The organism is Umbribacter vaginalis (assembly GCA_001552935.1).
GTDB classification, from domain to species: domain Bacteria; phylum Actinomycetota; class Coriobacteriia; order Coriobacteriales; family Eggerthellaceae; genus Berryella; species Berryella vaginalis.
The window spans coordinates 100,575-113,847 of record KQ959676.1 but is presented as its reverse complement, the minus strand read 5'-3'; the positions used below and the strand labels follow the sequence as shown (position 1 = coordinate 113,847).

The following is a 13,273-nucleotide window of genomic DNA, read 5'->3' as shown; positions in this document are numbered from 1 at the left end:
TTTTGTCAGAAAGCTTGCACAAAACGCATGGTCACAAGCACCGTTTTTTTGATCGTGCGGCGTTTTGTGTCTTTCTATGATAAAAAAAGTCATGTGACCGAAATGTGACCGAAATTACCGCGTGCTACAACAGGCGCTTATGCTGTACTATTGGCATACTCTGTGGGCATGGGCATACCGATACGTGATGGGCATAACGATGCGTGAAATGATTTTCAGCAGGAAGTATTATCGGCATATTCTGCAGGCAGGGGAGCATCGATGCGGCGCCGTATGAACGAATGAGCGGGCAGTGGCTTTGACCATGTGAACTGGTAGTATTCTCCTGCTCTATTCGCAACCGAAACGCGCTCTGGATACGAGTTCTGTTTTACCTGTTCATACGTGACATTTTGCTCAACAAACGGTATTTTGCCTTCGCGTGGTGCCAAAAGATACACGTTGCTTATGTGTATGGGGAACGAGTCGCAGCCAGGCGCAATTACTTCGAGTGTGTCGCCGTCGAAAAAGCGGTTGCGACACAATACGGTAATGCGGTACGTTTCTGTGCTCGTGCTGGCATCACTGGCACTGAAGCCGCTGGCACTTGCGCCGCCGGCATTGGCACCGCGCCCGACGCCGCGAACTTCGCCGCTGGCACTGGCATCGCTGGCATCGTCACCGGTATTATTGCAGCTACAGAGCTCACATTCCATAAAATCAGCAACGTGCAGAGCATCCTTGATATATCCATCGGCGTGGGTCGTTTGGTTTGGACGCCCAAAGTAGAACCCCGTGCCGTACGGCCGGTGCGAAATAGCGCACAAATCGTCATGTGCGCGTTCAAGGCTTCCTCCATCAAGCACACGCCTATATGCTCCCACGACGCTGGCAACATAAAACGAACGCTTGTTACGGCCTTCAATTTTAAGCGAACTTACGCCCGCGTTTTGTAGCTCTTGCAGGTGGTCTATCATGCATAAATCTTCAGCGTTCATAATGTAGGTACCACTTGCATCTTCTTCAATAGGGAAATACTCGCCCGGGCGCTTTTCTTCGACCAGCGCATAATTCCAGCGACACGATTGCGCGCACGCACCTTTATTAGCACTTCTGCCGGTCATAGCGCTACTCAAAAGGCATCGACCTGAATACGCCATACACATGGCGCCGTGCACGAACGCTTCAATTTCCAAACTTTCGGGAATGTTTTTTCGCAGTTCAGCTATGCTGCGCAGACTCATTTCACGAGCACACACAATTCTCGTTGCACCGAGCGAGTGCCACATGCGTGCTGCTGCTGCGTTCATGATGCTTGCTTGCGTGCTGATATGGATGTCGCAATCGGGTGCTGCTTCTTTTGCTGTTGCAAGTGCTCCCATGTCAGAGACAATAAATGCGTCTGCTCCTGCTTTTGCGAGTGTTTTGCAGTAGTCGTGCAAGTGCGAAATTTCGCTATCATTCATGAGGATATTTATCGTAATATATACAGAAACAGAGCGCTGATGTGCGTATTCGATAGCCTTGCACGCTTCGTCAAGCGAGAAATTATCTGCTCGCGCGCGCATTCCGAATTTGTCGGCGGCAAGATATACGGCATCGGCACCATATGCAATTGCAGTTTTGAGTTGCGCTAATCCACCTGCGGGAGCAAGCAGCTCCGGTTTATTGCGGTGCGTGTGTTCATTGCGATTCGTGCAATTATGATTCATGAATAAGACGTGCTCCTTGAGGGGTATCTTCTATGCTGTATCCGAGCTCTTTAAGCTTGTCTCGTATAGCGTCAGCGCACTGCCATTGTTTGTTACGTCGTGCTTGTGTGCGCACGTCAAGAACGTAATCGATCGCTTTTTCTACATTGCTGAATTGCGCATGCGCACTCTTTTGTTCACTTGCAAGCGTTTCCGCTAGCTCAATAAGCTTATCCGCATGAACATAGCAACTATTCTTGCATTCAAATGCCTCTTTGCTAATTCCTAACACGCTCATAATTTCTTGGAGCGTATCAACTGACACTTGCAGTTCTTGACAAGGTGCGTTCGTACATTCCACTTGATGAGCAATAGTATTCAGAACACCGCAATAGTCGAAAATTACACCAAGTGCTTTAGGTGTGTTGAAATCATCATCCATCGAATCGCGAAACGCGCTGAGGAACGCTTCGCGTTCACGCACAAGCGTAGCAGCTTGCCCCGTGCTGTTGTCTTGTGTGCTCGCTGCAGTGCATTCTTTAGTGTTGGCATCATGTTCCATATCGTTTTTCTGCAACGAATTCTGCTGCGTGGAGCATATCCACCTAAGCGTGGCAATGGTATGCTTGATGCGAGCTAATGCTGTTTTTGCACATTCAAGCGCATCATCCGAAAAATCAAGCGACGAACGATAATGGGCCTGCAACATCAAAAAGCGCAGGTCGTTTGCGTCAACAGTTTCCAAAATAGTGCGCAGCAGTAAAAAGTTACCAAGCGATTTGCTCATTTTTTCGGAATTGATTTGCAGCATGCCCGTGTGCAGCCAATAGTTCGCAAAGCCCGTGTGGTACGCTGCAAGAGCTTGCGCTTGTTCGTTTTCATGATGAGGGAAAATAAGGTCACAGCCGCCTCCATGAATATCGAAAGGATAGCCAAGGTATTTGCGCGTCATAGCGCTGCATTCAAGATGCCAACCCGGCCTGCCCAAACCCCAGGGCGATTCCCACGCTGGCTCGCCTGGTTTCGCTTCCTTCCATAATGCAAAGTCAGCAGCGTCGCGTTTCCCCTGATGCGACGTATCAAAGCGCAGCTGGCGATGCCCCGATTCAAGCTCGTCGATGTTCTTGTGAGACAAAGCGCCATATTCGTCAAGCGAACGCACTGAAAAGTACACATCGCCTGCACTTACGTAGGCATGGCCACCACGTATCAGCGACTCAATGAATTGAATCATTTCAGGAATTTCTTCCGTTGCTTTTGGGCGAATATCGGGGTCAAGCACGTGTAATGCGTGCATATCTTCAATAAATGCCTGCGTATAGAACTGTGCAATATCGCTTGCTGTTTTGTGTTCTTCAGCTGCACGCGCAATAATTTTATCGTCAACATCAGTAATATTTGAAACGAATCGCACTGCATAACCGCGCCACGTAAGATAACGGCGAATAACATCAAAGGAAACAAACGTGCGCGCATTCCCAATGTGTACATAGTTGTAGACGGTAGGTCCACATACATACATGCGAATTTCATTATCGTGAAGGGGCGTAAATGTGCGTTTGTCTCGTTTTTGGGTATCGTACAGCTTAATCATTGCTAACTCACTTTTATATACGATGTGAACAGGTTGAAATGATGCAACCACATAAGGGTACCTGCATGAATGTGCAGCATATTCCTATGGCAGCATTACACGCGTAATTTTATCACAGGCGGGCCAGATACGTACACAGTATGCAAGATAATTGCGCATACTGCGCGTGTGGCTGTTTATGGAGTGTAGACGTTAAGATGATGCTGTAAAGATTATAGAAACAAGCTTTGATATGGGAAACCTATCATTTTTGTGAGGCCTTGCACGTTTGCAAACGCGTTTGTCGTGCTGTCACATCTTCTTCATCATAATAATTTCTTATAAAACACTACGTTTCCCCAGTTCGCATTTTCTTATTAGAAATACTAATTTAACAAATTGCTACCTGTTAATTATTGTAGGTAGTACAGGAAGCGCAGAGAGATAGGGGACTTATGCCACTGTTACAAAATAAGGGGAAGCTTAAGGTTGCTGCTGGAGCTTTCGCCGCCGTTGCACTGGTAGTGGGAATTGTAGGTTGCGCCCCCAAAGCAAATATGGGAAACCCAACGCCCGTTGTTACTACACCAACAAGTATTCCTGAAAAGAATTCGTTTGGCATCATTGGTACAAAGAGTTGGAAAGATCAGTATCCTAATCAGTACAACTCGTTTATGGAAAACGACAAAAACCCCTGGCCACGCGCCAATGGAAAGGGAAGTCGTAACGCGAAATATCCCGAGATGGTAACGCTTGGCAAAGGCTATGGTTATGCTAAATTCTTCTATGAAGCAGGCGGACATACCAGTTCAATGTATACGGCTACGCACAACGGCCGTGTGAATGAGAAAACAAAAGCAGGCTGCCTTGCGTGCAAAACGCCTGATGTTCATGAGATGGCTGCGCGTGATGGAAAAGGCGTGTGGCAACTTAACATGTTTAAAGTTGCTGAAACCGTAGAAGACGGCATTACGTGCGCTATGTGCCACGAGAATGAAAATCCTGGCAAAATGCATATCGAGCGCGCTGACTGGGTTCGTGCTTTGGGTTCAAGCATCAATAAGCGTTCGGCGTCGGGCGAAGCCTGCGGTCAGTGCCATTGCGACTATTCGATGGATCCGGTAACAGGCGAGCCTACATCTCCTTATGATAACGTGGAAGGCATGACGCCTGAACGTGCTTTGAAATGGTACGACGATCACAATTACGTTGACTGGACGTATCCTGAAACAGGCGCAAAGATGATTGCAGTTCGCCACTCAGAATACGAGTACAACTACGGCGGCGATCACGGCAATCACATGACACAGCTTGGCTACGACTGCGCTGATTGTCATATGGCAGTAAAAACTGACGAAAAAGGCAATGCGTATCATTCGCATTTCTGGCAAAGCCCTCTGAAAAATGAAGAGCTGTTGAAGAAAGACTGCTCCAAGTGCCACAAAGATCTTAAAGCAGAAGTAAAAGCGTGGCAGGATGAAATTTATGGCCGCACGCATCAGCTGGGTATGCGCTGCGCAAGCTTCGTTCAGAATTTCGTTGCTGGCGTGCGTGCTGGCACGATAAACGAAGCCGACATGCCGCGTCTGCGTCAAATTCAGCGTGAAGCTACGTTCTACTGGAATTCTTCGTACGCTGAAAATTCTAAGGGAGCTCATTTCCCGGCCCGTTTCCGCGAAGTGTTAGATCGTTGCGAGGCACTGCTTAATGAGGGCGATAAGATTCTTGGTGTTGAGTCGTCTGCCGATAAGTTTGTAAGCGAATACGATCCTGCAAAAGAGTATCAATTTAAAGAAACGGCGAAGCAGTACTATGACGCCCATGACCAGCGTTAAAGGGCGGTGAGTGTATGACTAGCAAAGATACAGCACCTAACGCTCAGGCGCCAAAAAAAGCGCGATGCCCCATGAAGCGCGGTAAGAAGTTTGGCATTTGCGCAGCTATTGTAATTGTTATGGGCGGAGCAGGAATTGGGTTTTGGCATTGGCATGAAACGCCGGGGTTTTGCGCAGCTATTTGCCATAACATGGATCCGTATCTTGATACCTACCTTCAAGATCAAAACGCTCCTGGTATTGACAAGTACGGTAATGCCGTCAGTGATACCTCGGCCATGCTTTCAACGCGCCACCGTTTAACACATACAACGGCAAAGCCTGAAATTCGCTGCATGGATTGTCACCATCCAGTAATTGCACAGCAAATGCAAGAGCTTACCGAACAAATTAGCGGAAATTATCAGCTGCCACAAACCGAGCCGAATGCTCATCAGTTAGTGGAGTGGGAAAAGGCCGAGCCTACGCAGTTTTGCTCGAATGAGAATTGCCATTCGTACTTGATGGGTGCCGATGGATTAGTGAACCGTGCGAACCTTGAAAAAGTTACGGTGAACAGGAAGTTTAACCCGCACTCGCAGCATCATCCAGGCCTTGAGATTCAGTGCACCGACTGTCATAAGGGTCACCGCGCAAGCGTGTTGGTGTGCACGGGTTGCCATGAGCATGAAAACGTTGAACTGCCTAAAGGCTGGGTTACGAAAGCAGAAGGCGATAAGATTCTTGCTAACGCCAAAGCGAACCCGTATGTTCAACTGTCGAATCGCTAATGCGTTCGTAGCGCGATAACGGCGCGGGTGCGCGGGAACGTGACGGTGCGGGGATGCAGCATTGCGGGAACGCAGCAGCGCTGCTTGATGCATGAAACGATTAAAAAAGCCCCTCACTACGAGGGGCTTTTACATAGGGATTTAATTCCTAAAAAATATTGGCGTAATCGGTAGTGCTACCGGCTACGCCGATTTTACTTATGGGGTGGAGTATCAACTGCACCTCAATAATTTCACCGTATTCAAATGGTTTTACTTAGTTCTTGTGTCTGATACTTTTCAGATTTTTCTACATACATCTTGTCTACAAAGGTTTGAATAATTGTTAACGCAACAAAAGAAGAAGGTGAGTATTACACACCACATGACGCTGTTCAGCTTATTGCCAGCTTGATTGAACCTTATGATGGAATTTTATATGAGAACAAAACAATATATTTGATGCATTTGAACGGCATCGTCGCTTAGGGTACGAACCTAATACCAAGGGGTACGAAATTGAGCAAGGACTAATGCGCTAACCCTAAAACAAAAGGGACTGACTGCAAACATGAGCACGCAGGAGTCCCCCTTTTCATAATAATTGGAGTTGCTAAATTAAAATAAATTTGTTCAACCGAGTTGCCAGTTACTTGTCTTATTGAGTATTTTCTGGAAATCTTTATATATTCCTTCTTCTTTTATTAACTGCCCATGCGTTCCCTGCTGTACCAGTTTTCCTTGGTCTATAACTAAAATATTGTCAGCGAACTGGATTGTGTTTAGCCTGTGGGCAATAACGATCAATGTTTTTCCTTTGACCAAGGCGGATATGGCTTGTTGAATTAAATGCTCGTTTTCAGGATCTACACTGGCAGTTGCTTCATCTAATATAACGATAGGTGCATCTTTTAGTATGGCACGAGCAATGGATAAGCGTTGTTTTTCTCCTCCTGAAAGTGTCGAACCGCCTTCGCCAAGCATCGTGTTATAGCCGTTTGGTAAATTCTCAATAAATTCATGACAAGCCGCCTTTTTGGCAGCTTCTTTAATCTCCTCGAAGCTGGCTTCCGGTCTGCCAAAACGAATGTTGTTCAATATCGTGTCATGAAACAGATAGACATGCTGAAAAACGATCGAAATATATCGCAGCAGAGTATCACAAGTCATTTCCCTGATATCATGTCCATCGATAGAAATAGACCCATGATTGACATCATAGAATCTGGCAAGCAAATTACAGAGTGTTGTTTTACCGGAACCGGAGGGTCCCACGATGGCTAAAGTTGAATTTTCGGGAAGAGAAAAGCTCACATTCTCGATAATATTTTTGTGATCGTAAGCGAAGGATACGTTCTGATAAGAAATGTCAAAATTGTTTAAAACAATATCTTTTGAATCTTCGTCGATATACTTTGCCGTCTTAATTGTTTGAAGTTTGTCCAGCGCTGCTCGCATCATTTCCAAGGTGTGAGAAGCAGTAGTTACCGTTTCCAAACGAGTAAACATAACAAATGAAAAGATCACTATCATGAGCATAATAGGCAGAGAAATTTCACCGTGAATGGTTTGAAGGCATACCATCAAAGCGATTGCTACGGAGGTCAATTTTAGGCTTAACTGGTAAAGACCGTTCGTCCACATGTAATCATTTTCTATTTTTATGTTGATGTCACGTTGATCGGAAAAAGATTTTTGTAGTTCCGCAACGGCGCTTGCTGTTCTCCCATACGATTTAATAACCGTTATTCCGCGGATAAATTGGAGCGTTGCGTTAATCATGCTATCATTGGCTTTCTGGCGTACCGCTGTGTTTGCCCGGCTATCTTTCACCAGTCGGCGCTGGAAAAATGCAGAACATAATACACCCATTAAAGCAACAGTTGCTACTTTCCATGAGAAAAAAAGGATGCTTAGAATCATGGCAAGAGTCTGCAAATAAGCTCCGATAACTGTATCCGTCATCTTCATGGCATACAATTCCAAAGTAGATAAGTCGGTTGTAACTGCTCCCGCAATTTCACCGGTCTTGTGACGATCAAAAAAGCCAAGGGAAACTCGCTTTAATATATCGCCTATCTCGATGCGCTCCTCGGCTGTTTTCTCATAAGCAATGCTTTCTTGAAAAACAGCCCGCAGATAGGAGAAGAAGAAACGACCTAAAACACAGAAAACCATAAACAAAAGCGCCCATAAAGCTTCCTTTGTGTGCAAACTCCTGAGCCCTGCTGTATCCTGCAGCATAAGGTTCAGAACATAAGCCGCTCCCATCAAGGGAAAAGCAATAAAGAAATTCTCTAATAACGACCAGACGACGCCCCAGTAAAATCTTTTTTTATAAGAACCTGTCCAATCAATGATACGTTTGATCATGGTAAACATTTATTTATCCGCTCCTTTCTCTTGATTGGATGCCGCCCATGCTTTGCCACCAACATGTGCTTCCCACATGGAGCGGTAAAGAGAGCAAACCTTCAGAAGTTCATTCTGCGTTCCTTCCGCCACTTTTGTGCCTTCCTGCAAAACAACGATTTTGTCGGCATTTTTTATCGTAGAAAGCCTATGGGCAATCACTAACAGCGTCTTGCCACGCGTTAGTTCATTAATCGATTTTTGGAGTTGAAGTTCATTTTCTGGATCAGTAAATGCGGTTGCTTCATCCAAAACAACGATAGGGGCATCTTTTAGTATTGCCCTGGCAATTGCTATACGCTGTTTTTCACCGCCCGACAGTTTATCCCCCGCTTCTCCAGCCGGCGTGTCCCAACCTTGTTCTAAACGTGAAATAAACTCCTCGCATTGTGCCATATGAGCAGCCTGAAACACCTCTTCTTTTGTTGCGGCCGGATTGCCTACGCGGATATTTTCAAAAAGGGACATATTGAAAAGAAAAGTATCCTGAGAAACATAGCTGATGAGTCCTGAGAGCTGTTCAAGTGGCAAAGAGCGTATATCCTTTCCTCCGATACAAATACATCCCTGATTCACATCCCAAAAACGCAGAAGTAATCGAGATAAGGTAGTTTTTCCTCCGCCGGAAGGACCTACCAAAGCTACGAAAGATTCCTCGGGTATTTCTAAAGAAAAATCTTTAACGACAGGCGCTTGAGCCTCTTCATAAGAAAATGTGACATCCTTATATGAAATGTCATAACCGGACAGTTCTTTCGGCTCTTTTTCTTCCGGAAGCTCTTGCAAGTCTAAAATTTTCTGAACATCCAGCAGAGCGTATTCAATGGATTTATAGCTGTTGACAGCTGTCGTAAAGTATGAAACGGAGCCTACCAGACTTAAGGAAAGGATGATAGTAAGCGTTAGTTCAGCAGGTGTTAGATTTCCTGTAGCATAAAGCAAGATACCTGCCGGAAGAATGCCTAACAGTGTGCTCGGCAGTATCGCCGCTGCAAAATTCATCAGCGGCCAAGTGGAGCGAAACCAATCTAAAGTAAAATCTTTAAAGGACGTGATTGCATTCGTGTATTTTTTATAGGATTTACTGGATTGATTAAAAGCCTTGACAACTTCAATGCCTTCCACATATTCCACAATCACACTGTCCAGTTTTTTAGAAGCTTTCATATAGCTGTCATATTTGCTGTTAAATGTCTTCATGACGATCGCATAGGCAAGCCCGCCACAAGGAATGCAGGCAATAGATGCCAATGCGACTTTCCAATTCCATACCAGCATGAAAATAAATACGATAACAGGAAAAATCAGATTCGATAAGCCTTCCGGTATCAAGTGTGCCAAAGGTAATTCAATCGTTTCTACGCGGTCAACAATAATGCTCTTGAGTTCACCGGCGGTTTTTCCTGTTACAGTTCCAAGCGGCAAGCGCATTAATTTATCGGTCAGTCGGCTTCGTATATTTTTAAGAATATGGTAGGCGGCATGGTGAGACCGATTCGTTGAGATTGTGTGAAACAAGACTTTAAGGCCATATCCTGCGACGCACAAAAGGAACCAAGAGACAAGTGAATGCACAGAAATTTGACTGCTATCTTGTACTTTTGAAAAAAACACAAGAAGGACTTGATAGATCCCAAAATAAGGCAAAAAACCACAGAAAACGCTTAGCACGGCAAATAGAATAGATAGTATAAACTGTGGTTTCGCACTGTCTGCAAAAGACAGAACAATCGGCAATATTCTTTTTTTGCTTTTCAAAATAAAAACACCTCATTTCTAAACTGTTTTGGTCGAAGAGAAATTAACGTATTCTCTAAAACAGTTTATGAAATAAGGTGTGGTCCGTTCCACCCTCTAATGGGAAAACAGCCCCGTTCAGACAAGAGTTTTTCTATAGTCTCGTGGCGTTAATCCACGAAGGGACTTGAAGGCAGCTGAAAACTTGGATGGGTTTTGGTAGCCTAAATCATTCGCAATTTCAAGTATGCTCTTCGATGAATCTTGTAAGAGCAAAGCCGCTGCATTAACGCGATACTCTTTCATATAGGCATAAATCGATTTTCCATAAATAATTCTGAACGCTTTTTTCATAGATGTGAGTGGCATATCAATGGAACTCGAACATTCGGTTAACGTATAAAATCGGTCAAGATGTGAAGTCAACCTTTTTTCCAAAGATTTGATTTTAGTTACTTGGGCGAAATTTAAATAGTCGTTTTGTTGTTTTGCTAAAGAAATATCCATACCATCCAAATAAAGAAGAAGTTCTAATACCTTAATTTTCAGATAAGGAACTCTATCTTTTTCAGGAATTTGATAAATTTCGGCTAAGATATGGTTCGTTTGTGGATTGGAGCGCATAATAAAGGTTTCATAGCCTTTTGACGTTCTACAGAATTTGTTTTTCAAATTTTCCACATCAACCGGAAATCCGTTTAATAATGTCCTTATCGTTTCAGAACCCTGCGGAAAGAGAATGCTGATTGTGATTCCGTGATAGTGTTTAAGTGGAAAGTAAAACTCTCCGCAATGCTGGGTGCGTACTTCCATCTGCAAATCACCAGCACTGATATAAGTGTACTTTTCCGGATGAATGCTATTTTCTATTCTTCCTTCTTTACAGTAATCAATGGTGAACATCGATTGATGTGGCTTGAAAGCTGAGTAACAAGTTTTGAGATGAAAGTCATTAAAAAGCACAAAAACGCCTTCGAAAGGGGAGTAGCAAGTCATCGTCCCCAAGCCGGTGTCATCATGCAAAAAAAAGATAGAACTGCCATCTTCTCGTTTCTGCATTGTGATATTATCTCCCATATTACCCAAGGCGTTCATTGTCATGAAACCTCCTCTCTAAAAAAATTCTGCAATTTCTGTACTGTCGTCTGGTTCAAATCATATTGCTCCTTAATCTGCCCATCTTTCATTTCAATAATATGCTGACAGGCAAGAGCGATAAACTCCGGATCATGAGTAATAATTAAGCATGTTTTTCCTAAAAGAATTATTCTCTTTATAATTTGTGCAAAACGCTGCATGTTTTCCAAATCAAGACCACTGGTCGGCTCATCAAAGATTAACACATCTCGATTGCTCATCAGAGCGGAGGCTACTGCAACACGCTGCTTTTGCCCTCCTGAAAGAGACATGGGATGTTCATCTTTAAAGCCATCCAGATGGAGTTCTTGGAGTATTGCCTCGGCTGCAGAATGATTTTCTTCTTCCTGAGAAATCAAAAGCTCTTCCATAACCGTTTCTGTAAACAACTGATGATTTACTTCCTGTTGCACAAGATAGGTCAGATCACGTCTTTTTTTAGGTGGAAAAGTCTTGTTTTTATAGAGCAGTTTGCTTTTATCTTTTTTCACCAGCCCGCAAAGAAGTTTGGCAAAAGTGGACTTGCCGGCACCGTTTGAACCTATGAGAGCTGTTGCCCTTCCCAGAGGAAGTTGAAGCTTCGGAATATTCAATACGCTTTGCGTATTGTGGTAGGAAAAATTCACATCGTAAAGCTCTAAAAAATCTTTCGTCGGCGATAATGAATCGGAAGCTCCAAATGAAAGCTGTTTTATGTCCGGAATACGTATCCCATGCGTTTCATAAAACGAACTCGGTAACTCGAAAAAGTTAACGCCTTGATAGTCTCCGATCATCTCGCCGGCATCAAGCAATATCACACGATCCACTAAATTTTTTAAATAATGGATGCGATGCTCGGCAATAACGATTGTTTTTCCCTCATCTTTCCAAAATCGTATCATCCCTTGCAAATTTGCGATAGCGGAAAAATCAAGATTAGCACTTGGCTCATCCATAAGAACAAGATTGGGAGAAAGCACAGCCACAGAGGCACAAGCAATTTTTTGTTTTTCTCCAGAAGAAAGATGAAACAAACTCTTTCCCATCAATCTTTCAATATGCAAAGAGGATACGATTTTGTTAAAGCGCAATCGAATATCTTCTTTTGACATACCTAAATTTTCACAGGCAAAAACCAGTTCACTATCCGTATCTACATTAAAAAACTGGCTGCGGGGATTCTGAAATACGCAGCCAACAATCGGCGCGAGTTCATACAGGGCAAGCGTTTGTGGACTTTTACCAAAAACAGATACACTTCCCAAACTATTCCCTTCATAGTAATGAGGAATAAGTCCATTTAAAGCTCGTATTATGGTCGTCTTACCGCATCCGGACATTCCCGTTAAAAGAACGCATTGACCGTCAGGGATTCTCAGATTGATATTTTTAAGTGTACTTTGGTCAGAGGATGTATAGGAAAAAGAAAAATTTCTTATTTCTATCATGACGAACCTCCGATCATATAAAAGATAAGTACACACAAGCTAACAAGGCAAAGCATCAGAAAGAGTATATCCTGCAAATGGAATCCAATTTTACAGACATTGGTGCGCCTAATCGGCGCGCCTAAGCCACGTGTTAAAGCAGATGCGGAAAGTTCGTCACCGATTTTTACGCAGGACACCATCAGCGGAACCAAACGATATTCCACAGTTTTCCACGGTTTTGAACCACCTAAAGAGATGCCTCTCATTTTCATTGCATCGGCTATGGCGTGATACTCTTCCAAGATGGTAGGAAAAAAGCGAAAAACAACGGAAAGTGGAATCGTAATCTTGGTAGAAACACGCATGCGTTCCATTGCTGCCATGAACTCGCTGATTTTCGTTGAGCTGATCAAATAGGTACCCATGGCAAGCCCCGGCATCATGCGAACAAAAATACCGCAAAAAGCCACCAACAGAAAACCTAAAAATCCGGTAACGAGCGGCAAAAGATATATCTGCCCTACATAGGCCGCCGTGAATAAAATGGCATATATGGCGGCATATTTCCACTTGCTTTCAATAAGAAACAGTATAAAGGGAACGGATATAAGAAGTATTCGAATCGGGGCCAGCCAATATCCATGTCCTCCTCCCACAACGACAGCAGCGATGGTAAAGACAAGAAGTATTTTTGTTCGAGGATCAAGAAATTCTTTTTTTGATCGCGTTTGAATAGGCTGCATGATGG

At 44.0% G+C, this 13,273-nt stretch carries 9 protein-coding genes; 2 read left to right on the top strand and 7 right to left on the bottom strand.

Annotated elements, in window-relative coordinates; translation table 11 throughout:
* Window positions 1-215: 215 nt before the first annotated feature.
* Window positions 216-1,691: a peptidase U32 family protein gene (locus HMPREF3190_RS01365; RefSeq protein ID WP_066779593.1), complete on the bottom strand. Its 1,476-nt coding sequence runs from the start codon at window positions 1,689-1,691 to the stop codon at window positions 216-218.
* Entirely contained in the window at window positions 1,681-3,315 is a 1,635-nt protein-coding gene (gene cysS, locus HMPREF3190_RS01360) for a cysteine--tRNA ligase (RefSeq protein ID WP_449675966.1), read from the bottom strand. Before cysS ends, HMPREF3190_RS01365 begins: the two co-directional genes overlap by 11 nt.
* A 383-nt stretch (window positions 3,316-3,698) precedes the next feature.
* On the opposite strand from cysS, the gene HMPREF3190_RS01355 reads away from it, so the two are divergent.
* On the top strand, window positions 3,699-5,078 hold the full coding sequence (locus HMPREF3190_RS01355; RefSeq protein WP_066779590.1) for an ammonia-forming cytochrome c nitrite reductase subunit c552: 1,380 nt from the start codon (window positions 3,699-3,701) through the stop codon (window positions 5,076-5,078).
* Window positions 5,079-5,092: 14 nt separating this feature from the next.
* A complete protein-coding gene (locus tag HMPREF3190_RS01350; RefSeq protein WP_066779587.1) occupies window positions 5,093-5,848 on the top strand; it encodes a cytochrome c3 family protein in 756 nt (251 codons plus the stop codon).
* A gap of 612 nt (window positions 5,849-6,460) precedes the next feature.
* Here the strand turns inward: HMPREF3190_RS01350 and HMPREF3190_RS01345 are convergent.
* From HMPREF3190_RS01345 to HMPREF3190_RS01325, 5 genes are all read right to left on the bottom strand, one after another.
* Entirely contained in the window at window positions 6,461-8,209 is a 1,749-nt protein-coding gene (locus HMPREF3190_RS01345) for an ABC transporter ATP-binding protein (RefSeq protein WP_066779584.1), read from the bottom strand.
* On the bottom strand, window positions 8,210-9,997 hold the full coding sequence (locus HMPREF3190_RS01340) for an ABC transporter ATP-binding protein (protein WP_066779582.1): 1,788 nt from the start codon (window positions 9,995-9,997) through the stop codon (window positions 8,210-8,212).
* A gap of 117 nt (window positions 9,998-10,114) precedes the next feature.
* Window positions 10,115-11,077: a helix-turn-helix domain-containing protein gene (locus HMPREF3190_RS01335; RefSeq protein WP_066779580.1), complete on the bottom strand. Its 963-nt coding sequence runs from the start codon at window positions 11,075-11,077 to the stop codon at window positions 10,115-10,117.
* The gene (locus HMPREF3190_RS01330) at window positions 11,074-12,543 is read right to left on the bottom strand and encodes an ABC transporter ATP-binding protein (RefSeq protein ID WP_066779579.1); all 1,470 of its coding nucleotides are present in this window, start codon (window positions 12,541-12,543) and stop codon (window positions 11,074-11,076) included. The genes HMPREF3190_RS01335 and HMPREF3190_RS01330 overlap by 4 nt, the downstream gene beginning before the upstream one ends.
* Window positions 12,540-13,268 (bottom strand): energy-coupling factor transporter transmembrane component T, encoded by a 729-nt coding sequence (locus tag HMPREF3190_RS01325; protein WP_066779577.1) that lies wholly within the window; start codon window positions 13,266-13,268, stop codon window positions 12,540-12,542. Before HMPREF3190_RS01325 ends, HMPREF3190_RS01330 begins: the two co-directional genes overlap by 4 nt.
* Between the last annotated feature and the right edge of the window lie 5 nt (window positions 13,269-13,273).

Bases quoted from the DNA above. Each gene is read 5' to 3' on its own strand.
- HMPREF3190_RS01355 (WP_066779590.1), top strand. From the start codon at position 3,699: ATGCCACTGTTACAAAATAAGGGGAAGCTTAAGGTTGCTGCTGGAGCT.
- HMPREF3190_RS01330 (WP_066779579.1), bottom strand. From the start codon at position 12,543: ATGATAGAAATAAGAAATTTTTCTTTTTCCTATACATCCTCTGACCAA.
- HMPREF3190_RS01350 (WP_066779587.1), top strand. From the start codon at position 5,093: ATGACTAGCAAAGATACAGCACCTAACGCTCAGGCGCCAAAAAAAGCG.
- HMPREF3190_RS01345 (WP_066779584.1), bottom strand. From the start codon at position 8,209: ATGTTTACCATGATCAAACGTATCATTGATTGGACAGGTTCTTATAAA.
- HMPREF3190_RS01365 (WP_066779593.1), bottom strand. From the start codon at position 1,691: ATGAATCATAATTGCACGAATCGCAATGAACACACGCACCGCAATAAA.
- HMPREF3190_RS01335 (WP_066779580.1), bottom strand. From the start codon at position 11,077: ATGACAATGAACGCCTTGGGTAATATGGGAGATAATATCACAATGCAG.
- HMPREF3190_RS01325 (WP_066779577.1), bottom strand. From the start codon at position 13,268: ATGCAGCCTATTCAAACGCGATCAAAAAAAGAATTTCTTGATCCTCGA.